The organism is Bacillus oleivorans, assembly GCF_900207585.1.
Classification (GTDB): domain Bacteria; phylum Bacillota; class Bacilli; order Bacillales; family JC228; genus Bacillus_BF; species Bacillus_BF oleivorans.
On record NZ_OAOP01000012.1, the window covers coordinates 14873 to 38684 of the forward strand.

Genomic DNA, 23812 nt, shown 5'->3' on the forward strand with positions numbered 1-23812 from the left:
TCCGGAATAACGAAGGCAGAGTGCGGAATAACGAGGGCTGAGTTCCGAATAACGAGCACTGAATTCTGAAAAACGAATGCCGAGTTCCGAAAACCGGTGCTGAGTTCCGAAAACCGGCAGCTGAGTTCCGAAAAAACGGCTTGAGTTCTGAAAAACCAATGCAAAATTCCGTTAACCGGTCCTTAAATTCCGATTAATATATATGCTTCAGATTGAGGAGAGGAAAGTATGAGTAAATGGGCATTAATAACAGGAGCAAGCGGGGAAATTGGCAGTGCAATCGCAAAAACGCTTGCAAAGGAAGGGTATCATTTATATTTACACTATTTTCAAAACCAAAAGGGGATAGAAACTCTTCTCCAAGAGTTAGAAGAGTTTAATCAGGAATATATTCCGATTCAGGCAGATTTGAGTAAAGAGGATGGAATGGACCGTATTGCTGAATCGATCTTCCAGCTTGATGCCCTTGTTTTTTGTGCAGGAAAGGAATTAAACAAGCTTCTCATTGATACAAATAGAGTGGAAATAGATTTTTCTGTTCATTTACATCTCAGCTCACCGATCAAGGTGACGCAAGCACTGTTGCCAAAGCTTTATAAACAAGGAAAAGGTAGTATTGTTTTTATTGCTTCGATCTGGGGTGAAATTGGGGCTGCAGTGGAAACCGTGTATTCGGCTGTGAAAGGCGGGCAAATCGCTTTTGCTAAAGCCTTAAGTAAAGAGGTGGCTAGGAGCGGGATCCGTGTCAATGTTGTTTCTCCTGGCGTAATTCAGACGCGAATGAATGAATTTTTAACAGAAGAAGAAAAGGCAGACCTTGAATATGAAATAGCGCTCGGACGCATGGGGACACCGGAAGAAGTAGGAGACGCAGTTGCTTTTCTCCTTTCAGAAAAAGCATCTTACATAACAGGAGAGGTCTTAAAGGTAAACGGTGGTTTGTTCACGTAAATTTTCCATTAATGGATGCATATATATTTGTGAATCGATACAAAATAATCCATGAAGATATGAAAAAGGAGGATTTCAACCATGTCTGTTTTAGAAAATTGGGATCAATGGAAGAATTTTCTTGGAGACCGCCTCAACCATGCGAAGCAACAAGGTATGGATAATAATGTAGTTTCTGATCTTGCATATGAAATTGGAGAATATTTGGCTAAGCAAGTCGATCCAAAGAATGAGCAAGAAAGAGTTTTAGCTGACCTTTGGTCTGTTGCTTCTCCTGAAGAAAGACATGCAATTGCAAATATGATGGTTAAATTGGTTCAAAATAACGGAACACATTAAGAGAAGAGAGGCTACCCCCTCTCTTCTTCGATTTTTCACCTAATTTCGACAAAAAACTTGACAATCAGACAATGAATTTTCATTTTTCCTTTCATATTGAAATGAAATCATTTATTATAGTCTTATAAAGTGGTGTACCTTCCAAATTAACTTGGGAGAAGTGGGGGGTATAGATGGAAAAAACAGAATGGTACTTTGAATACGAAATCCAAAAAAACCGGCCAGGCTTACTCGGGGAAATTTCGTCTTTACTCGGAATGCTTTCAATCAATATTGTTACGATTAATGGGGTTGATGAAGGCAGACGGGGATTGCTTCTATTAGCCCAAGATCGCGAACAGATTGAACGGCTCGAATCGATTCTGATGATGATGGATACGATTAAAGTAACGAAAATCCGTGAGCCAAAATTAAGAGACCGATTAGCAGTCAGACACGGCCGATACATACAAAGAGATGCAGATGATAGGAAAACATTCAGGTTTGTACGAGATGAGCTTGGATTGCTTGTTGATTTTATGGCAGAGATTTTCAAGCAAGATGGCCATAAATTAGTCGGAATCCGCGGGATGCCGCGGGTCGGTAAGACAGAATCCGTTGTGGCTTCAAGTGTTTGTGCCAATAAAAGATGGCTGTTTTTATCTTCCACGCTGTTAAAGCAAACAATCCGCAGCCAGCTGATTGAGGACGAATACAACGAAAATAATATTTTTATTTTAGATGGAATCGTCTCAACTAAACGGGCAAATGAAAGGCACTGGCAATTAATTCGGGAAATTATGCGCCTGCCGGCTGTAAAAGTAGTAGAACACCCGGATGTTTTCGTTCAAAATACAGAATACAATCTGGAAGATTTCGATTATATTATCGAATTAAGAAATGATCCAAACGAAGAAATTACATACGAACTTGTTCAAAAAACAAATCTTTTCGACGACACAGATTTTGGTGGTTTTGATTTCTAAAAATTTGGCGGGTGGTATTGGTGACAGAGCTTGGTAATCGTCTGAGAGAGGCGAGGGAAGCAAAGGGATTATCTCTTGAGGACTTACAGGAAATAACGAAAATTCAAAAAAGATATCTAAAAGGAATTGAGGAAGGTAATTATGCCCCCATGCCGGGCAATTTTTATGTGCGTGCTTTTATTAAGCAATACGCTGAGGCGGTAGGACTTGAGCCGGAAGAAATTTTTAATGTGTATGCGAACGAGATTCCTGCGAGTCATCATGAGGACCTGCCGGAGCAGCTTTCGCGTGTCCAAACGAGAAAAACTGTTTCTCCTCAGGATTCCAAGGTTTTCGTTATCCTTCCTAAACTCCTGGTAGGATTATTTGTGATTGGTGCAGTATTTGCGATTTGGTATATTGTCCAGTCAGTTGCTAGTGAAGACCAGGGTGAGAGGGTTTCACAAAATGAAAATGCTCCAGAAGAAAATGCTGGAGTGAATAATGATTTGGTAGAGGAAGAGCCTGCAGATGAGGGAAACGGGGACGAGACTGGTGAGGACGAGGATAACGAAGAACCAGCAGAGTCTGAAGAACCTGCTGAGCCGGAACCAGTTCTTGAAAATGTAGGGGTGAGCGGCACTACGGCTTCTTACGCCTTAAAAAATGCAGAACAATTGACTGTTGAAGTTAGTTCAACAGGAAGAACATGGATTCAAGTGACAGGAGCAGATAATACAGTCTACTTTGCTGATGAATTAACAGAGGGAAATACGATTTCTTATAATATGACCCAAAATAGTCCTGTCAAAATAATAGTTGGCTTTGCACCTGATACGCAAATTTCGGTAAATGGAATACCGCTAGAATACCAAATTCCAGCAGATGATACCGTGACACAAAACATTATTATTCAATTTGAAGGGACGAGTGAACAATAGTCATCGAAGGATGGCTATTTTTCTCTTTTTGATTAAAATCTTTGGTAGTTGACGGATTTATATTTATAATAATGAGTGAAAATATGGAATATGCAATTCATCACTTTAGGAGGATACACAGGTGAATTTACCTAACAAGATTACAGTATCGAGAATTTTTTTAATCCCCGTTTTTATGATTGTGATGTATATGGGAACTTCATGGGGCACATTCCAGCTTGGAGAAGTCGAGCTTCCAGTAGCCCATTTCGTAGGGGCTCTTATTTTTATCCTGGCCTCTACGACAGACTTTGTCGATGGCTATTATGCGAGAAAATTAAATTTAGTTACCAATCTGGGGAAATTTTTAGATCCGCTCGCTGATAAATTACTGGTTTCGGCAGCCCTCATTATTCTCGTGGAATTAGGCTATGCGCCATCTTGGATCGTGATTGTCATTATTAGCCGCGAGTTTGCGGTCACAGGATTAAGACTGGTTTTAGCCGGCGAAGGGGAAGTCGTAGCAGCCAATGTGCTGGGGAAAATTAAAACGTGGACCCAAATTATTGCCATTTCTGCGCTGTTATTACATAACCTTCCATTTGAATGGATGGACATCCCATTTGCAACCATTGCTCTTTGGGTGGCGTTATTTTTTACACTTTGGTCTGGCTGGGATTATTTTTATAAAAATCGGCATGTGCTTTTGAATTCAAAATAGGGACTGATGAATGTGCTTAAAGGAGAAATCTTAGCTGTTGGCACTGAGCTTTTGCTAGGGCAAATCGTCAATACAAATGCTCAATTTATCTCAAAAAAATGTGCGGAAATGGGGATTTCCGTCTTTTACCATAGTGTAGTCGGTGATAATCCAAACCGCCTTGAACAGGCGCTAAAAGTAGCAATGGAACGTTCTAACTTAATCATTTTAACTGGCGGCTTAGGTCCGACCAAGGACGATTTAACGAAAGAGACGGTGGCATCAGTGCTTGGCCGTTCGCTCGTAATGGATCAGCAGGCTCTAAACTATATCGAACATTATTTTTCAAGAAATGGCAGAACCATGACGGAGAATAATAAAAAGCAAGCACTTGTTTTGGAAGGAAGTCATGTCTTCCCAAATGATACGGGAATGGCCCCGGGAATGCTGGTTACGGCAAATGGCGTTCATGTACTCATGCTCCCAGGTCCGCCAAAAGAAATGGAACCGATGTTTACGAACTATGTTCAGTCTGCCCTCCTGCAAATTGCAGGAAAGGCGATGATGATTCACTCGCGGGTGCTGCGTTTTTTTGGAATTGGCGAAGCCCAGCTTGAAACAGTTTTAGAAGATTTAATTGACGAACAAACCAATCCAACCATCGCACCGCTTGCATCTGATGGCGAGGTAACCTTAAGACTAACAGCCTTTACAGATTCAAAGGAAAAAGCGATCCCGATGCTGGATCAGGTTGAAAAAGAAATTCAAAGTCGCGTAGGTTCCTACTTTTATGGCTATGATGATACGAATTTATATTTAGAATTAAAGAAAACGCTGGAAGCCAAAGGTTTGACTCTAGCTTGTGCCGAAAGCCTGACAGGCGGGCTTTTTCAAGGAGAGTATTGTCAGATGCCAGGGGCGAGCAAGACCTTTGTTGGAGGCGTGGTGTCCTATACAAATGAAGTGAAGGAAAAGCTGCTGGGTGTCAGTCCTGAAACATTACAGGTTTACGGGGCTGTCAGCAAACAAAGTGCGATTGAAATGGCTACAGGCGTTTTGAAGGTCACCGGCAGTGATGTCGGATTAAGTTTTACAGGTGTAGCAGGACCAGATGAGCAAGAAGGAAAAGAACCTGGCACGGTTTTTATCGGAATGGCAACCAAGGATGGAAGCACAGATTGTTTAACACTTCAGCTTACCGGACATCGCAACGTAATTCGCTTAAGAACCTGCAAGCACGGAGCTCACAGGCTTCGTATGTGGCTGAATCAAGAATCGGTATGAAAAATCATACCGGTTTTTTTTGTGTATGCGCCGTGCCTGTCACCACCCGAATTTTCCCGATTCTTGTAAATCAGTTTATAATGTATATAGGTTGCCAAGTGCTTTTGATAAAAACTATTTTCAGATATTTATTAAAAAACTATTTATGGATGATTTTGCAGCTTTATTAATCTAAATTCAATAGGTGAAAAGTCGTTTTTACTTAAAAAAACACTTCAAAAAAGTACGAATGAATGTTCGATTTTTTGCTTGGCAAATAGTATGAAAACAGGTATAGTAATATTAGATTGAATGATTGGAGGAAATATAGTGAACGATCGTCAAGCAGCCTTAGAAATGGCTTTAAAACAAATAGAAAAGCAATTTGGCAAAGGCTCTATTATGAAATTAGGAGAGCAAACGGACCGAAAAATCTCAACTGTTCCAAGTGGATCACTGGCATTAGATGTAGCATTAGGTGTAGGTGGATATCCCCGCGGCCGAATAATAGAAATTTATGGACCTGAAAGCTCAGGTAAAACAACCGTAGCATTACATGCAATTGCGGAAGTCCAAGCAACCGGCGGTCAAGCAGCATTTATTGATGCCGAGCATGCCCTGGATCCTGTTTATGCGCAAAAACTCGGAGTTAATATCGACGAGTTACTATTATCTCAACCTGATACGGGTGAACAAGCGCTTGAAATTGCCGAGGCACTAGTACGAAGCGGTGCGGTTGATATTATCGTCATTGACTCAGTTGCCGCATTAGTTCCAAAAGCTGAAATTGAAGGCGAGATGGGTGATGCCCACGTTGGATTACAAGCTCGTCTGATGTCTCAAGCTCTTCGTAAATTATCTGGTGCGATTAACAAGTCTAAAACCATTGCAATCTTTATTAACCAAATTCGTGAAAAGGTTGGAGTTATGTTTGGGAACCCTGAAACAACCCCAGGTGGAAGAGCCCTTAAATTCTATTCTTCTGTCCGCTTAGAAGTGCGCCGTGCCGAACAATTAAAACAAGGCAATGATATTGTCGGGAATAAAACCAAAATTAAAGTCGTTAAAAATAAAGTCGCTCCTCCTTTCCGTGCAGCTGAAGTCGACATTATGTATGGAGAAGGTATCTCTAAAGAGGGAGAAATCATTGATATCGCTGCTGAACTAGATATCGTTCAAAAGAGCGGCTCATGGTATTCCTACAATGACGATCGTCTTGGACAAGGCCGGGAAAATGCGAAGCAATTTTTGAAGGAAAATCCTGAGCTTCGTCATGAAATACAACAAAAAATCCGTGAGCACTATGGATTAGATACGGATAATGCGGCTCCTGATGATGAGGGACAAGAACAATTTGAATTTTAATTCGGACCAAAAAACGCAAGGATTATTCCTTGCGTTTTTTTCACCCATCCAATTTAGGAATATATCGGTGTCAATAGGCCAATAGTCAGAAAAATCAAGCGACTGCTTCTCCGTGCTCCAAGGGATAGCTTGACATCATTCTACCGCGGATTTACAATAAATATGTATATTTTTCAACTTTTTTCGTTTAGATCACAGATTTGGGATCATACGAATAAAATTATCAAAGGCTTAGTGTTTTCATGGGTCTAAGCCTAACCCTGAAAAATGTAAGCAAATTTGAAAGTGTACATGCCGACATGTATGTAATTTTGAAACAAGTTCATAGCAAGGGGAGGTGAAGTGATGGATGCCATAACAATCATCTCCATTTTGCTTGGCCTTTTCGTTGGTAGTGTTGTTGGCTACTTTTTACGCAAAAATATTTATGAAGCGAAAGTTACTGGAGCAAAGAATGCGGCGGTCCAAATTCTTGAAGATGCCAAACGTGAAGCTGAAGCTATTAAAAAGGAATCTTTGCTAGAGGCAAAGGATGAAATTCATAAGCTTAGAACGGATGCAGAACGAGAAATTCGTGAGCGTAGAAGTGAGCTACAAAAACAAGAGAATCGTTTGCTCCATAAGGAAGAGAATCTAGATCGAAAAGACGAGACGTTGGATAAACGTGAAGCATTATTAGAAAAGAAGGAGGATTCTCTTAATCAAAGACAACAGCATATTGAAGAGATGGAGAGCAAAGTGGATGAGATGGTGCGTAAAGGACAAGCTGAGCTTGAGCGAATCTCTAACATTTCGAAAGAGGAAGCCAGAGCTATTATTCTAGAACGCATTGAAGCCGAGCTTGCTCATGATATAGCTTTCATAGTAAAAGAAAGCGAAACTAGAGCGAAAGAAGAGTCCGATAAAAAGGCGAAGGAAATTCTTTCATTGGCTTTACAGCGTTGCGCTGCTGACCACGTTGCTGAAACGACCGTATCAGTCGTGAATCTGCCGAATGATGAAATGAAAGGTCGTATCATTGGCCGTGAGGGTCGAAATATTCGAACTTTGGAAACACTAACGGGAATTGATTTAATCATCGATGATACACCAGAGGCTGTTATTTTATCCGGTTTTGACCCAATTAGACGTGAAACAGCGCGAATTGCACTAGAAAAGCTTGTACAAGATGGACGTATACATCCAGCACGGATTGAAGAAATGGTAGACAAGGCTAGACGGGAAGTTGATGAGCACATTCGTGAGATTGGTGAACAGACAACGTTTGAGGTTGGTGTCCACGGGCTCCATCCGGATCTGATGAAGATCCTAGGACGACTCAAGTTCCGTACGTCTTACGGACAAAACGTCCTCAAACATTCGATCGAAGTTGCGAATCTGGCCGGATTATTAGCTGCTGAACTAGGTGAGGATGTCACTCTTGCAAAGAGAGCCGGATTACTTCATGATATAGGGAAAGCAGTCGATCACGAAGTGGAAGGAAGCCACGTTGAAATCGGGGTTGAACTTACAACGAAGTATAAAGAACACCCTGTTGTCATTAACAGTGTAGCTTCTCACCACGGAGATACGGAACCTACTTCTGTAATAGCCGTATTGGTGGCAGCAGCCGATGCATTAAGTGCTGCCAGACCAGGAGCAAGAAGTGAGACGCTTGAAAATTACATTAAACGTCTTGAAAAACTGGAAGAAATTCCGGAATCGTTTGATGGAGTGGAAAAAGCTTTCGCTATCCAAGCCGGTCGCGAAATCAGAATTATGGTCAAACCAGATCAGATTGATGATCTCAGTGCTCACCGTTTAGCACGTGATATTCGGAAACGAATTGAGGATGAACTGGATTATCCAGGTCATATCAAAGTTACCGTTATCCGTGAAACTAGAGCCGTTGAATACGCAAAATAAGGAGCTGACATTTGTCAGCTCTTTTCTTATGCAAGTTACACCGTTTGAATAAAATTCCATTCATTTGTGGTAGAATGGAATAAACACTTTTGCAAAGCTAGAAAGGAAATACTTATGCGGATTTTATTTATTGGGGATGTGGTCGGCTCACTCGGCCGGGATATGGTCAAAGAATACCTTCCTAAGTTAAAACATCAATACCAACCGAACTTCACCATTATTAACGGTGAAAATGCAGCGGCCGGTAAAGGAATCACTCAAAAGATTTATAATCAGTTGCTTGAGTGGGGCGCACAAGCTGTAACGCTCGGAAACCATACGTGGGATAATAAAGAGATTTTCGATTTCATAGATGATGCAAAAAGAATGGTAAGACCCGCGAACTTCCCGGAAGGTTCTCCTGGGGAGGGGTTAAGAATGATTGAACATCAAGGTAAAAGGGTGGCAGTCATCAGTATTCAAGGCCGGACCTTTATGCCTGCTATTGATGATCCGTTTCGTACGGCTGAAAAGCTTGTAGAAAAAGCACGGGCCACCACACCTTTTATTTTTGTTGATTTTCACGCCGAGGCGTCGAGTGAGAAGCTGGCGATGGGCTGGTTTTTAGACGGAAAGGTTTCTGCTGTCGTTGGAACACACACTCACATTCAAACGGCCGATGAAAGAATATTAACGAAAGGGACCGCTTATTTAACAGATGTGGGAATGACAGGACCGTATGATGAAATCATTGGTGTAGATAAAGAGGCTGTTCTGCGCCGGTTTTTAACAGCCATGCCTGTTCGTTTTGAGGTGCCAAAATCAGGACGTTCTCAGTTAAGTGCAGTTGTGATCGATCTTGATGACCAAACTGGACTAGGCAAGAAAATGGAGCGGATTTTGATTAATGATGATCACCCATTTTTCAATTAGAATTGATGTTGAATTGCAACAAAATAAGGGACCCATTTGTGGTCTCTTTTTTGTTGCAAGAATATGAACAACCTGTTATTTAAAGAAAAAGTTTTAAATGATAATAGTGAGTGTTTCTCTGTTAAAGATGCTGCAAGAATGATATACACCCAAAAAGAAGCAGGACAAGTAATGATAAATATGAGCCGGACGACCTCCGCACACCCCAAATAAGGACTTATCTTTAGATGATTTCATCAGTTTCCTCATTTCAAATCCCTCCCAAAAATTTCAACTATATAAATTGTATCAACTGCTGGTTAAATTTGTCACGTTCTTCCCAGAAAGGTCCATGACCGCTATATTGAAACGGGACAAGCTGGGAATTTCTAATTTTTTGATTTATTTCTTGTGATTGTGAAAATGGAATCACTTTGTCATGCATTCCGTGGACAATTAAAGTAGGAGTTACTATTTTTGGAAGATCTTCATGTAACGTTTCATCTCTCAGTAAAACAATGACTGCGGCAGTAGACCAACTTGCAGCCTCCAATCCCATTTGAATAAACCAGTCGGAGAATGGTCTCGTTATATACTGAAAGAAAAAGGTATCGGTTACTCCCTGCATCATCTTTGGGCGGTCATTTAACGTTTCGTTAAGAAGTCTGCTAGCCGTTTCTGTTGTAAACCCAACGGGAGCAGCAGCATCGATAAGGACAAGTTTGGCTACTCCGTAACCGTTGTGCCTAGCCATATAGCGAATGGCGATCCCTCCACCCGTAGAGTGGCCAGCAAGCGTAAAATTGTCTAATTCAAGTGTACGGACAACCGTGAGGATATCATCTGCCAGTCGGTTATAATTGTAACCATTCATGGGTTTATCCGAATTGCCAAATCCTCTCCAGTCAATGCCAATACAGCGGTAACCCATTGCCGGAAGAATAGTAAACTGATATTCAAACTGTTTATGGCTCAACGGCCATCCATGGATAAACACAATGGTCTTAGCGCCTCCTGGGTTAATATCCTCTACAAATAAATTTACACCGGGCTCAGCCGTAACATAGTATCCCATTCTGATTCCCCCGTAACAATATGGTTTCAACATAAGATATTCATTTTTGTAAAGATAGATGAGCAATGATTTCAGTTGCAGGTTAGAGATGTGAGAGGAATTGACATTTGGGGTTGTAATATTTATGTTTATCAAAAAATAAACCAAGTTTATCAACTGAAATCACAGTTTATCAACGAATACTCCTAGAATAGGGAAAATTTATTTTAAATAAACTCTCCTCTTTTCCTTTACTAACGCAGGTCAAAAATTTCCAATCCTCCATGAAAAATGTTGTCCAAGCTGGCATATGCGGGTTATTAGGTGAATATAGTAGCAATGAAATGATTTATAGGCATCCATATAGAAAAACCTCGGGCAATGTTCACGGAAAATACAAGGAGGCAAAGGTAATGGAAATATTAAAAGTTTCAGCTAAATCAAACCCAAATTCTGTAGCTGGTGCACTTGCAGGTGTTTTAAGAGAAAGAGGAGCAGCGGAAATTCAAGCAATTGGTGCCGGGGCCTTAAATCAGGCAGTTAAAGCGGTTGCTATTGCAAGAGGATTCGTAGCGCCAAGCGGGGTAGACTTAATTTGTGTTCCCGCTTTTACAGATATTCAAATTGATGGGGAAGAACGAACAGCCATTAAACTAATTGTTGAACCTAGGTAATTAGTTTTAAGGGGCTATGGGGGACCTGTTTGCATACAATAAGCAAGCAGGTTTTTTATGCATTTACGATGTTCTTAAAGACGTAAGTGAATGATAGTTTAAGAGAAAATGAAAAATTTGTCTTTAAAAATATCAAAATATTTATAATATTGACGAATTTCAGTATAATATAGTTGGAAGCATTTTCACACAACTACACTTACTATCGCTTTAGGAACAAATGGAAAATACAACTTAACCGGTTCAGTTTAAAGGAGTGTCTAGCATGGTACAACAATTATCATGGAAAGTGGGCGGTCAGCAGGGGGAAGGGATTGAAAGTACAGGAGAAATATTCTCGATTGCCCTGAATCGCCAAGGCTATTACTTATATGGGTACAGACACTTTTCTTCCCGTATTAAAGGAGGCCATACGAACAATAAAATTCGGGTAAGCACAACCCCGGTCCGTACGATTGCAGATGATTTAGACGTCTTAGTTGCATTTGATCAGGAAACGATTGATTTAAACTATCATGAACTACATGACCAAGGGGTTATTATAGCAGACGCTAAGTTTAATCCCGCTGCACCAGAAGATTGCAAGGCCGCGCTTTATCCAGTCGCTTTTACAGAGATTGCTGCAAACTTAAGTACAGCTCTTATGAAAAACATGGTTGCGATTGGTGCCACCTGTGCGGTGTTAAATTTAGATACACATGTTTTTCTCAACGTAGTGGATGAGATTTTTGGCAGAAAAGGCGAACAAGTGGTAGCGAAAAATATGGAAGCGATTCAAAAGGGTTACGAGGTTATGCAAGAACAGCTTGGCAGCTCGACCAACACTTTAAAATTAGACCCGGCTGATGGCAAGAAGCGATTATTCATAATCGGCAATGATGCAATTGCATTAGGTGCCATGGCGGGTGGAGCCCGATTTATGGCTGCCTATCCAATTACACCAGCATCTGAAATCATGGAATACCTGATTAAAAAACTCCCAAAAGTAGGAGGGACAGTCATCCAGACAGAAGATGAAATGGCCGCCTGTACAATGGCGATTGGTTCAAATTATGGAGGGGTTCGTTCCTTTACCGCTTCAGCGGGGCCAGGACTTTCTCTGATGATGGAATCAATCGGTCTTTCAGGAATCACAGAAACACCACTTGTCATAGTCGATACACAGCGGGGCGGACCTTCTACCGGGCTGCCAACTAAACAGGAACAATCTGATCTTCTTGCGATGATTTACGGAAGCCACGGGGAAATTCCGAAGATTGTGATGGCACCAAGTACAGTCGAAGAGGCATTCTACGATATCGCAGAGGCTTTTAACCTAGCAGAAGAGTATCAATGTCCGGTTATTTTTCTATCAGACTTGCAGCTCTCCCTGGGAAAGCAAACCGTTGAGCCGCTTTCCCTGGAAAAAATAGAGATTCACCGCGGTAAGCTAGTAAATGAAGATCTCCCTGAGCTTTCAAACAAAGGATATTTTAAGAGATACGAACTGACAGAGGATGGCGTTTCGCCTCGAGTATTACCGGGTACGAAAAATGGGATCTTCCACGTAACCGGTGTTGAGCATGATGAAACCGGTAAGCCTTCTGAAGTGGCAGTAAATCGGAAGAAACAAATGGATAAGCGGATGAAAAAATTAAAAAATGTCCGTTTTAACGTACCGGTGTATAAGGATACTCCACATGAAGAAGCCGATTTATTAATGATTGGCATTAACTCAACAAGAGGGGTCATTGAAGAGGCAAAGGAACGCCTCGAAGCTGACGGATTCAAAGTTAACCATGCCCACATTCGCTTGCTTCATCCATTTCCGGCTGATGAGGTAGCGGAAGTGGTAAGCAAAGCAAAGAAAATAGCCGTTGTCGAACATAACATTACAGGACAGCTGGCTAATATTATCAAAATGAATGTAGGCGGTTCAGATAAAATCCACAATATTTGCAAATATGATGGAAATCCATTTCTGCCGCATGAAGTATATGATGCATGTAAGGAGTTGTTGTAATGGCTACCTTCAAAGATTTTCGCAATAATGTCAAGCCAAACTGGTGTCCAGGCTGTGGTGATTTCTCTGTCCAGGCAGCGATTCAGCGGGCTGCTGCTAATTTAGGATTGGAACCTGAAGATATGGCGTTAGTTTCTGGGATTGGCTGTTCCGGACGGATCTCAGGTTATGTGTATACGTATGGATTTCACGGAATTCATGGCCGCTGTCTCCCAATCGCTCAAGGACTGAAGATGGCTAATCGTGATTTAACGGTTATCGCTTCAGGCGGTGACGGAGACGGATTTGCCATCGGGATGGGGCATACGATCCATGCGATTAGAAGAAACATCGATATTACGTATATTGTCATGGATAACCAGGTATATGGATTAACAAAAGGACAAACGTCTCCTCGTTCAGCTTCTGGTTTTAAAACTAAATCCACACCAGAAGGAGCCATTGAGCCGGCGCTTTCGCCTATGGAAATGGCGCTGACAGCTGGAGGCACATTTGTCGCTCAAGGATTTTCAACGGACCTTAAAGAGCTAACGGCATTAATAGAAGCAGGGATCCGGCATAAAGGCTTCTCTCTCATTAACGTGTTTAGTCCATGTGTCACTTATAACAAAATTAACACCTATGATTGGTATAAAGAAAATCTCACAAAACTCGAGAGTATAGAAGACTATGATCCTTCTAATCGTGAGCAGGCAATGCAAGTTTTAATGAAATGTAATAGCTTGGTTACCGGACTTATCTATCAGAACAAGGAGCAAAAATCCTACCAGGATCTGGTCCCAGGCTATAAAGAAACGCCTCTAGTAAAAGAGGATTTGCATATGTCAGAAGATATGTTCCAGGAACTTGTAAAAGAATTTATGTAATCCAAAAAGCTTTAGAGGGCCATAAGTCTTCTAAAGCTTTTTTGATTGTTATATGCAATATACTAAGTTGATGGACAATCTGTTCGGTGGTGGCAGCACGGCAGTTGTTTATCGGTCAAAAATGGGTTTTATCAGTCAAACACACGTTTTATCAGTCATAATTAGTTTCTATGAGTCAAATTCCTGTTCTATTAGTCAAATCGGGATATCTATCGGTCAAAAATACGATTTTATCGGTCAAATCGTCTGTTCTATCAGTCAGAATCTGTTTTTATCGGTTAAAATTGGGTTCTATGGGTCAAAACATGATTCTATCGGTCAATATCACTTTGCTACGAGTCAATACCCCGATTTTATCGGCATCAGACGACCACCCTATTCTATCGTTAAAATCGCACCTTTTATAAACCTGATCCTCCTTCACCAACTTGTCAATTCTCCCAAAGTCTCCCCTATTGTTTAAGCCCTGAAAAACCTTTATACTAAAGTAATGTGTAGAATGATGGTTATTTGATTACTCATGAAGAAAGGAGTCTTCATTAATGAATGAGAAGCAAAGAGTTGAAGGACAACAAGTAGCAACTGTAAAGCCTCAGGACAAAAAATCCGAGAAGGATTACAGTAAATATTTTCAATCCGTATATATTCCGCCAAGTCTGAAGGATGCGAAGAAAAGAGGGAAGGAAGAAGTCAAGTATCATAAAGATTTCAAGATCCCTGAAGAATTCCGCGGCATGGGGGATGGCAAGAAGTTTTATATTAGAACGTATGGCTGTCAAATGAATGAGCATGACACAGAAGTCATGGCAGGAATCTTCATGGCCCTTGGCTACGAAGCAACCGATACCGTAGAAGATTCAGACGTCATTCTTTTAAATACATGTGCGATTCGTGAAAACGCTGAAAACAAGGTGTTTGGTGAACTCGGGCATTTAAAGGCACTTAAAACAGAAAAGCCAGAGCTTTTAATTGGCGTTTGTGGCTGTATGTCCCAAGAAGAATCTGTCGTTAATAAGATTTTACAATCTTATCAGCATGTTGACATGATCTTTGGTACCCATAATATTCACCGCCTGCCGCATATTTTAAAAGAAGCGTATATGCAAAAGGCAATGGTGGTCGAAGTTTGGTCTAAAGAGGGAGACGTAATCGAAAACCTTCCTAAAGTACGTAAAGGCCAAATTAAAGGCTGGGTCAATATTATGTACGGCTGCGATAAATTCTGTACGTACTGTATTGTACCGTATACACGCGGTAAAGAAAGAAGCCGCCGGCCAGAAGATATTATCCAAGAGGTCCGCCATTTAGCAGCTCAAGGATATAAAGAAATTACGCTTCTTGGTCAAAACGTAAATGCGTACGGTAAAGATTTTGAGGATATGAAATACGGATTAGGCGATTTAATGGATGAGCTTCGTTCCATCGATATCCCGCGTATCCGTTTCACAACCAGTCACCCTCGTGATTTCGATGATCATTTAGTCGAAGTATTAGCGAAAAAAGGAAATCTGGTTGAGCACATTCATCTTCCAGTACAATCTGGATCCAGCGATGTCCTTAAAATTATGGCAAGAAAATATACACGGGAGCATTACCTGGAATTAGTAGCTAAAATTAAAAAAGCAATTCCAGATGTGGCGCTAACAACTGACATTATTGTCGGTTTCCCGAACGAAACAGACGAACAGTTTGAAGAAACACTTTCTTTATACAAAGAGGTCGGCTTCGAATCTGCTTATACTTTTATCTATTCACCTCGAGAAGGAACACCGGCTGCCAAAATGAAGGACAATGTTCCAATGGAAGTGAAAAAAGAACGTCTGCAACGTCTAAATGCGTTAGTAAATGAGCTTTCTGCAGAGGCTATGAAGAAATATAAGGGTCAAATCGTTGAAGTGTTAGTCGAAGGGGAAAGTAAAAACAACCCTGAAGTCCTAGCCGGCTATACACGCAAAAATAAATTGGTTAACTTTAGAGGACCAAAATCAGCAATTGGCCAGCTTGTCAAAGTCCGTATCAAAGAAGCCAAAACATGGACACTTGATGGTGAAATGGTCGAAAGTATGGAAGCAGTTGAGGTGAAATAAAGTGGCTAAATATACAAAAGATGATATTATTGCACGTGCAAGAGAATTGGCTGATATGATTTCAGAAACAGAAGAAGTCGATTTCTTCAAACGTGCTGAAGCACATATTAACGAGAACCAAAAGGTTCGAGAGATGATCGCGAGTATTAAAAGTCTGCAAAAACAAGCTGTTAATTTCCAGCACTTTGGCAAAGATAATGCTTTAAAAATGGTAGAAGAAAAAATCGAAAAGCTTGAAAAAGAGATCGACGAAATTCCAATTGTACAGGAATTTAAGAACTCACAAGTTGAAGTAAATGAGCTGCTTCAAGTCGTAGCTCATACGATTTCAAACAGAGTAACCAATAAAATCATTGAATCAACTGGCGGAGACCTCCTAAGAGGAGAAACTGGCTCATCAGTTAAACATTCATAATTAGCAAACAGAGGGAAGGTTCTTTTGTTTTTTGAAACAAAGGGACGGTTCTTCTGTTTTTTTATTGACAGCATTTTTTCTAGGCACATTCTAATATACAGCCTGCATAAGATGTAATAGTGGTTCTTAGCCTATTCGTTTAATCCAAAGATTCCTTTTATTCAAACAAGAAATATTCGCACACTAGTCTAATGACCCGCATAGGATGAAATGAAAAGACTAGAGGAGGTATCGCTCGCATGGCAGAATACAGAGAGATTATAACGAAGGCTGTCGTTGCAAAAGGACGCAAATTTACCCAGTCCAATCATACGGTAAGCCCAGCTAAAAATCCGTCGAGCATTCTAGGTGCCTGGATCATAAACCATACCTATTCAGCAAAGAAATCTGACAATACGGTAGAAGTAAGCGGACATTATGATATTAACTGTTGGTATTCCCATTCTGATAATACAAAAACGGAAGTATGTTCTGCAAAAGTACCGTACACAGATATCATAAAGCTTAAGTATCGGGATCCAGACATCTTAGGAGAAGAACAAGTGATTGCCCGTGTTCTTCAACAGCCAAATTGTGTAGAAGCGGTTGTGTCGCCAAATGGCAATAAAATTATCGTGAATGCGGAAAGAGAATTCCTTGTAGAGGTAGTGGGTGAAACCAAACTCGCTGTTGCCATTAATCCAGACGGCGTAGAGGATGACCATGACTGGGAACTTGATGTAGACGATGAAGAATTTGAAGAATTAAATCCAGACTTTTTGGTTGGAACTGAAGAAGAATAACACACTAGGAAGAGACTGCTTCCTAGTTTTTTTTTGTGTTTTCATGTATAAAAATTTTACCTTGGCAGTTTATTCGACTTAGTGAAAATTGTTAGGAATCAAGTATACGTGTAACTACGCTTCTGCCGACGCCTTAAGGCTTGCCAGTCGGCGAGTTTTCTTTATACCTTTTTTGTAACAATAAGGTCTCTCATTCGTCTTATTTTTTGAATAAGGGATGGGGGATTTTTCATGAAAATAATTTCAAAGGTAACAGTGTGGCTGCTGATATTGGGGTTATCAGCCTGTTCAATACAGGGGATGGGTAATCAGCGTGAAACGGGAGATCATAACATCGAACCGCCTAATAATAATCCAATGCCAAAATGGCCAGAGGACCCGCTCCCGCCATTGCCAGATACTCAAGAAGAAGGGCAAAGTGAAATGGGGAATGAACCAGCAGATGAATCTATGCCGCCTGCAGAAAAGCACGAACCAGCCAAATTAGTAGATTACGAGGGTCCGGTTGAGCATATCTTTTTTCATCCGCTCATTGTCTATCCAGAATTAGCGTTTGACGGGGACGCAATGGCACAAGGATATAATGATTATTTTGTAACCGTCAATGAATTTAAGAGAATTTTAGATGAATTATATAAACATAACTATATATTAATAGACATAAATCAGCTTTTTCAAATAAATCAAGATCAATCTATGACTCTGCAAAAATTAAAACTCCCCGAAGGAAAAAAACCCTTAATACTGTCAATTGATGATATGAATTATTATGAGTACATGCGGCAAAATGGGAATGTCTATAAGCTGATTCTAGATGAAAATGGAAATATTGCGTCCTACGCCAAAAGCCCAAAAGGAAAAGACGTGATCTCATATGATCACGCAATCGTGCCGATTTTAGATCAGTTCGTGCAAGACCATCCAGATTTCTCAAATAATGGCGCAAAGGGGCTGATTGCTTTAACAGGATACGAAGGAGTTTTAGGCTACCGAACCAATGAGTTCGACAGTCCCGCTTACAATCAGGAAAAAGCAGAAGCTCTAAAAGTCATTAAGCGTCTAAAAGAAACCGGCTGGACATTTGCTTCTCATGGGTGGGGACATTTAGATGCAAATAAAGTGAGCTACCAGCTGCTCGCCCAAGATACAGAAAGATGGAAACAAGAGGTTGAATCTTTAATAGGGCCTACGAATGTTTATATTTACCCTTATGGAAGCAGACCAGATACAGGAGGAGATAAATTTAACTATTTGATTGAATCTGGATTTAACGTCCTATGCTCAGTCGGACCTGTCCCATATCTAAAATCGTATGAAACCCAAGCGTTCATGATGGACCGCCGCCACATTGACGGAATTGCTCTTCAGACGCAACCAGAAAAATTAAGACCGCTAATGGATGCAGAAAAAGTCCTAGAGGCTGAAGTAAGGCCATAATAATGCTTATTATTAATAGAATAGATGCTAACGGAACCTATTTCAGAGGACGATAAGAAACATTGTATAAATCAGAAAGTATCGTTAAGCAGTATGTATATGAAAACTTGCCGGCCGGCAAGTTTTCTTTTTGCCTATTTTCTCCTCATCTCCATATTTCTAGACCGTGATTGCATCCCAATCTCTATGATATAATGGGGTAATGTAAAAGATTGATAGATAAGAAAGGTTTTGTGATATAGATGGCTTCTTACACGCCGATGATTCTGCAATATTTAGAGATCAAAAAAGACTATGAAGATGCATTTCTCTTTTTTCGCCTTGGCGATTTTTACGAAATGTTTTTTGAAGATGCCATAAAAGCTTCAAGGGAATTAGAAATCACATTAACATCGCGCGAAGGAGGAACGGATGAGCGAATTCCGATGTGCGGAGTTCCCTATCATTCTGCCGCCACATACATAGAACAGCTGATTAAAAAAGGATATAAAGTAGCGATCTGTGAGCAAGTGGAAGACCCGAAACAGGCAAAAGGTGTGGTAAAACGTGAAGTCGTTCAGCTAATCACACCTGGTACCTTAATGGATAGCCACACACTAACGGATAAGGAAAATAACTATATTGCTTCGATTACATCAGAAGGCAATATGTTTGGTTTTTCCTACTGTGATTTATCAACTGGTGAGCTAAAAGTTACTTTGCTAGACCGAGTAGAAGATTGTTTTAATGAGTGTGCTTTACTTGGTGTAAAAGAGATTGTAGTCGCAGACGATTTTGCTGAAAAATGGGGACCTATTTTACGAGAGCGCTATGGTGTTACAATTTCGCTTCAAAAAGAATTAGATGATGAAACTAAGTTTGGAGCTAGGATTGCTTCACTTTCTCACCCAGAAGAAAAAGCAGCAGTGATCCGGTTGTTAAGTTATTTGTATCGGACGCAAAAACGCAGCTTAGACCATATCCAAGAGGCGCTGTACTATCAAACCGAGCATTTCTTAAAAATGGATGAGTATTCAAAACGGAATCTCGAACTAACTGAAACGATCCGGACTAAAGATAAAAAGGGAAGTTTACTTTGGCTTTTGGATGAAACAATGACAGCGATGGGCGGTCGTTTATTGAAAGCGTGGATTGACCGTCCGCTTACCAATGAAAAAGAAATCCAAGAGAGAATCGAGTTTGTCGAACTTTTAAAAGAAAAATTCTTTGAACGCCAGGAGCTTCGTGAAAAATTGCAGAAGGTATATGATTTGGAGAGACTTGCTGGCCGGATTGCATTTGGAAATGTTAATGCACGTGATTTTATCCAATTAAAGCACTCCTTAAAACAAGTTCCTGATATTCAATCTATTATTCTCGGACTTCTCTCATCACCAAACAAATGGGAAACTTCCCTTGATGCTTGTGAAGAGGTTCATAATCTGCTAGAAAAGGCGATTCATGATAATCCGCCGGTATCGGTAAAAGAAGGGGGTCTGATTAAAGATGGCTATGACGTCAAATTGGACCAATACCGCGAAGCCAGCCGCAACGGAAAGTCGTGGATAGCTCAACTGGAACAGGAAGAACGGCATAAAACAGGGATTAAGTCATTGAAAGTGGGCTATAACCGTGTATTTGGTTATTACATTGAAGTAACTAGAGCCAACCTGCACCTATTAAAAGAAGGGCAATATGAGCGGAAGCAGACGCTGACCAATGCGGAACGTTTTATTACGCCTGAATTAAAAGAAAAAGAAGCCCTGATTTTAGAAGCAGAAGAAAGAAGCATTGAACTCGAATATGATTTATTTACAGAGATTCGGGAAGAAGTGAAAACGTATATTCCACGCTTGCAGGCTCTCGCGAAAGCAATAAGTGAAATTGATTGTCTGCAAAGCTTTGCGACAGTCAGCGAAGAACGGCATTATGTAAAACCGGCTTTTAGCGAGGATCGAAAGCTAGTGATCCAAAACGGACGTCATGCCGTTGTGGAAAAAGTGCTGGGGATGCAAGTTTACGTACCGAATGACTGCTACATGAATCCAGAACGGGAGCTTTTATTAATTACTGGTCCTAACATGGCTGGGAAAAGTACATACATGAGACAAGTAGCTTTAACAGCGATCATGGCGCAAATTGGCTGTTTTGTTCCGGCTGACGCAGCAGAAATGCCAATCTTTGATCAGATTTTTACAAGAATCGGCGCGGCAGACGATTTAGTTTCAGGTCAAAGTACCTTTATGGTTGAAATGCTCGAGGCAAAAAATGCATTAACGAAAGCTACGAAAAACAGTCTGATATTATTCGATGAAATCGGCCGTGGAACGTCTACATATGATGGCATGGCTTTAGCTCAGGCGATGATCGAATACATCCATAATCACATCGGCGCGAAGACCCTATTTTCAACACATTACCATGAACTGACTGTCTTAGGGGAAAAATTGCCGAAGCTTACTAATATCCATGTAAGTGTCTCAGAAGAACGAGGGAAAGTAGTCTTTTTACACAAACTGAAAGATGGAGCTGCTGATAAAAGCTACGGAATCCATGTAGCACAGCTGGCTGAGTTGCCGATTGAAGTGATCAAGCGGGCGCGTGAAATCCTTGTGACTTTTGAGAACAAAGATGAAACTCTTGCAGCAGTTATAAAAGAACCGAAATCGCAACAGCCAGAAGAGGCGCAATTGTCCTTTTTTGATGTAGAAGTCAGTGATGAGGAGCAGCAAAAACAAAAATTAATTCTGGAAAAGCTAAAAAACTTAGAGCTGATGCAAATGACACCGCTCGATGCGATGAACGCTTTATATGAACTGCAGAAAATGATGAAAGCTTGACTGTAAAGGAGGTCATATGATGGGAAAAATACACGAACTCGGAGACGCGCTTTCCAATAAAATAGCTGCTGGTGAAGTGGTAGAACGGCCTGCGTCTGTCGTGAAGGAGCTTGTTGAAAACGCGGTAGATGCGGGGAGTACCGTCATTGACATCCTTGTAAAAGAGGCTGGACTAGAGGAAATCCGCATTATTGATAATGGTTCCGGGATTGAACATGAGGACGTATTAACGGCGTTTAAACGGCATGCAACCAGTAAAATTCATAATGAAGATGATTTGTTCCGCGTCCGTACACTCGGGTTTCGGGGCGAGGCACTGCCAAGTATCGCTTCCGTTTCTAAAGTTAAACTACAAACTTGCTCGGAATCCGAAACAGAAGGGACAGAAGTGGTTTTAGAAGGAGGAAAAGTCATTTCCTTTGAACGAGCCAGAGCCAGAAAGGGAACAGATCTTTCGGTTCAGGAGTTATTTTATAATACGCCTGCCCGCCTAAAATATATGAAAACCTTACATACGGAGCTTGGCCATATCACTGATGCAGTTAGCCGCTTAGCTCTATGTAACCCTCATATCTCGTTTCGGTTAGTCCATAACGAAAGAAAGGTACTGCAAACAAGCGGCAATGGCGATCCGGTTCAAGTACTTGCTTCGATTTATGGGGTAGGAATAGCGAAAAATATGGTTAAATTTCAAGCCTCTTCCCTTGATTTTGAAGTAACGGGATACATGGCAAAGCCTGAAAATACCAGGGCATCGAGACACTATATGACCATCATCGTGAATGGACGCTTTATCCGAAATCACGCGATTCAAAAAGCAATCTTAGACGGATTCCACACGTTTTTACCAATTGGACGTTACCCAATCTGTCTATTAGATATAAAGATGGATCCCTTATTAGCAGATGTCAATGTCCACCCTTCGAAGCTCGAGGTCCGTTTCAGTAAAGAAAGAGACCTGATGGATCAAGTAACAGCTGCCATCCGGAGTCAATGGCGAAAAGAGACCTTAATTCCTTCAGCAGTTTCAGCGTTTGAAAAACGAGAGCAAAAGGCTGTTCAGACAACGATAGATTTGGAGCTGCCTTCAGAGAATGCAAAAAGCACAGTAGGACAGGACTCTTTTTCGACCCATATTGAGGGGGACAGCAAGGGCAGTACTGGTTCGGTTAATTTGACAGGACAAAGAAAAGAAGAGCTTGATAACGGATTGATAAATGAACTGGTAAGTCAACCGGCTTTTGTTAAAGAAGAGGAAAGCTCTTTGGAAAAAACAGCCGAGGAAGTGGCACGGTGGAAGGATGAGATGGAAGAGAAGGTCCCTGCCTCCAGCATAGAAGTCCGAAGCCCAAGAATTCCTCCACTCTATTATGTGGGACAGGCTCATGGTACCTACATTATTGCCCAAAATGATGAAGGACTTTATTTAATCGACCAGCATGCCGCACAAGAACGGTTAAAGTACGAATTTTATAGAGTCAAAGTTCAGGAGGTTGCAAACGACGTCCAAGATCTGCTCATTCCATTAACACTGGAATACGCTCCTGATGACTTTATTAAAATAAAAGAAAACCAAAATAAATTAGAAGCCGCAGGAGTTTTCCTTGAGGAGTTTGGCATGAACAGCTTCATCATTCGCTCTCATCCAACCTGGTTTCCAAAGGGAGAAGAAAAAGAAACCATCGAGGAAATGATCGAACAGCTCTTAAATATGAACAAAATCAGCATCGAAAAAATCCGGGAAGAAGCAGCAATTCTCATGAGCTGTAAGGGATCAATCAAAGCAAACCGCTATCTTAGGCAGGAGGAAATCGAAACCCTGCTGCACGATTTGCGTTATGCGAGCGATCCGTTCACATGTCCCCACGGAAGACCGATTATCATAAAATTTACAACCTATGAACTTGAAAAGATGTTTAAACGGGTGATGTAAGGGGAATGAGGTGGTTGTACAGTTAAATGATAGGTGGGGAATGACGGTTTATTTTCGGCAGCGGTGGATTACTCTCGGTAGAGTAAGATTTACTCTCGGTAGCGGAGGATTTACTCTCGGCAGCGGAGGATTTACTCTCGGTAGCGGAGGATTTACTCTCGGTAGCGGAGGATTTACTCTCGGTAGCGGAGGATTTACTCTCGGTAGTGGTGGATTTACTCTCGGTAGCGGAGGATTTACTCTCGGTAGCGGAGGATTTACTCTCGGTAGCAGAAGATTTACTCGCGGTAGCAGGGGATTTACTCGCGGTAGGAGGGGATTTCTCTCGGCAGTGGGGATTTACTCTCGGCAGCATGCCCGTTACCCTGATGAAGCTCCATTGACATCACCGCCATCCACAAACCAATCAAGCGCCATTACTCACTAAAGACACAGCCACCATTCATTCGACAAAATGTTTAAAAA

The 23812-nt window shown here is 41.1% G+C and carries 20 protein-coding genes; 18 read left to right on the forward strand and 2 right to left on the reverse strand.

Annotation, left to right across the window (positions count from 1 at the left end; translation table 11 throughout):
- The first annotated feature begins 228 nt into the window (after positions 1-228).
- The 9 genes from ymfI to CRO56_RS20245 all read left to right on the forward strand — a co-directional run bounded on the left by ymfI (position 229) and on the right by CRO56_RS20245 (position 9299).
- On the forward strand, positions 229-951 hold the full coding sequence (ymfI, locus tag CRO56_RS20205) for an elongation factor P 5-aminopentanone reductase (RefSeq protein WP_097160443.1): 723 nt from the start codon (positions 229-231) through the stop codon (positions 949-951).
- 81 nt (positions 952-1032) lie between these two features.
- Positions 1033-1290 (forward strand): DUF3243 domain-containing protein, encoded by a 258-nt coding sequence (locus CRO56_RS20210; protein ID WP_097160444.1) that lies wholly within the window; start codon positions 1033-1035, stop codon positions 1288-1290.
- A 173-nt stretch (positions 1291-1463) separates the two neighbouring features.
- A complete protein-coding gene (locus CRO56_RS20215) occupies positions 1464-2255 on the forward strand; it encodes a YmfK family protein (protein ID WP_097160445.1) in 792 nt (263 codons plus the stop codon).
- A gap of 20 nt (positions 2256-2275) precedes the next feature.
- Complete coding sequence (locus CRO56_RS20220) at positions 2276-3175, forward strand: helix-turn-helix domain-containing protein (RefSeq protein WP_142305232.1); 900 nt, start codon at positions 2276-2278, stop codon at positions 3173-3175.
- A 121-nt stretch (positions 3176-3296) separates the two neighbouring features.
- Entirely contained in the window at positions 3297-3875 is a 579-nt protein-coding gene (pgsA, locus tag CRO56_RS20225) for a CDP-diacylglycerol--glycerol-3-phosphate 3-phosphatidyltransferase (protein WP_097160447.1), read from the forward strand.
- A 12-nt stretch (positions 3876-3887) separates the two neighbouring features.
- A complete protein-coding gene (locus CRO56_RS20230; protein ID WP_245856038.1) occupies positions 3888-5138 on the forward strand; it encodes a competence/damage-inducible protein A in 1251 nt (416 codons plus the stop codon).
- Between the two features lie 309 nt (positions 5139-5447).
- Positions 5448-6482, forward strand: a complete 1035-nt coding sequence (recA, locus tag CRO56_RS20235; protein WP_097160449.1) for a recombinase RecA — start codon at positions 5448-5450, stop codon at positions 6480-6482.
- 345 nt (positions 6483-6827) lie between these two features.
- The gene (gene rny / locus CRO56_RS20240) at positions 6828-8387 is read left to right on the forward strand and encodes a ribonuclease Y (protein ID WP_097160450.1); all 1560 of its coding nucleotides are present in this window, start codon (positions 6828-6830) and stop codon (positions 8385-8387) included.
- 114 nt (positions 8388-8501) lie between these two features.
- Entirely contained in the window at positions 8502-9299 is a 798-nt protein-coding gene (locus tag CRO56_RS20245) for a TIGR00282 family metallophosphoesterase (protein WP_097160451.1), read from the forward strand.
- Positions 9300-9392: 93 nt separating this feature from the next.
- Here the strand turns inward: CRO56_RS20245 and CRO56_RS22600 are convergent, their stop codons facing one another.
- Both CRO56_RS22600 and CRO56_RS20250 read right to left on the reverse strand, forming a co-directional pair.
- A complete protein-coding gene (locus CRO56_RS22600; protein WP_179714381.1) occupies positions 9393-9548 on the reverse strand; it encodes a PspC domain-containing protein in 156 nt (51 codons plus the stop codon).
- Positions 9549-9573: 25 nt separating this feature from the next.
- A complete protein-coding gene (locus tag CRO56_RS20250; RefSeq protein WP_097160452.1) occupies positions 9574-10353 on the reverse strand; it encodes an alpha/beta fold hydrolase in 780 nt (259 codons plus the stop codon).
- A 392-nt stretch (positions 10354-10745) separates the two neighbouring features.
- On the opposite strand from CRO56_RS20250, the gene spoVS reads away from it, so the two are divergent.
- The 9 genes from spoVS (at position 10746) to mutL (ending at position 23347) form a co-directional block, all read left to right on the forward strand.
- Positions 10746-11006: a stage V sporulation protein SpoVS gene (gene spoVS, locus CRO56_RS20255; protein ID WP_097160453.1), complete on the forward strand. Its 261-nt coding sequence runs from the start codon at positions 10746-10748 to the stop codon at positions 11004-11006.
- 265 nt (positions 11007-11271) lie between these two features.
- On the forward strand, positions 11272-13008 hold the full coding sequence (locus CRO56_RS20260; RefSeq protein WP_097160454.1) for a 2-oxoacid:acceptor oxidoreductase subunit alpha: 1737 nt from the start codon (positions 11272-11274) through the stop codon (positions 13006-13008).
- A complete protein-coding gene (locus tag CRO56_RS20265) occupies positions 13008-13874 on the forward strand; it encodes a 2-oxoacid:ferredoxin oxidoreductase subunit beta (RefSeq protein ID WP_097160455.1) in 867 nt (288 codons plus the stop codon). The genes CRO56_RS20260 and CRO56_RS20265 overlap by 1 nt, the downstream gene beginning before the upstream one ends.
- A gap of 542 nt (positions 13875-14416) precedes the next feature.
- Positions 14417-15961, forward strand: coding sequence for a tRNA (N6-isopentenyl adenosine(37)-C2)-methylthiotransferase MiaB (gene miaB / locus CRO56_RS20270; RefSeq protein WP_097160456.1), 1545 nt, complete (start codon positions 14417-14419; stop codon positions 15959-15961).
- A gap of 1 nt (position 15962) precedes the next feature.
- Entirely contained in the window at positions 15963-16376 is a 414-nt protein-coding gene (locus CRO56_RS20275) for a YlbF/YmcA family competence regulator (RefSeq protein ID WP_097160457.1), read from the forward strand.
- A gap of 239 nt (positions 16377-16615) precedes the next feature.
- Positions 16616-17158, forward strand: coding sequence for an outer spore coat protein CotE (locus tag CRO56_RS20280; protein ID WP_097160458.1), 543 nt, complete (start codon positions 16616-16618; stop codon positions 17156-17158).
- A gap of 231 nt (positions 17159-17389) precedes the next feature.
- The gene (locus CRO56_RS20285) at positions 17390-18595 is read left to right on the forward strand and encodes a polysaccharide deacetylase family protein (protein WP_097160459.1); all 1206 of its coding nucleotides are present in this window, start codon (positions 17390-17392) and stop codon (positions 18593-18595) included.
- Between the two features lie 242 nt (positions 18596-18837).
- Positions 18838-21414 carry a DNA mismatch repair protein MutS gene (gene mutS, locus CRO56_RS20290; RefSeq protein WP_097160460.1) on the forward strand — a complete coding sequence of 859 codons (2577 nt, stop codon included), beginning with the start codon at positions 18838-18840 and terminating at the stop codon, positions 21412-21414.
- Between the two features lie 19 nt (positions 21415-21433).
- Positions 21434-23347 (forward strand): DNA mismatch repair endonuclease MutL, encoded by a 1914-nt coding sequence (gene mutL, locus CRO56_RS20295; protein ID WP_097160461.1) that lies wholly within the window; start codon positions 21434-21436, stop codon positions 23345-23347.
- Positions 23348-23812 lie beyond the last annotated feature (465 nt).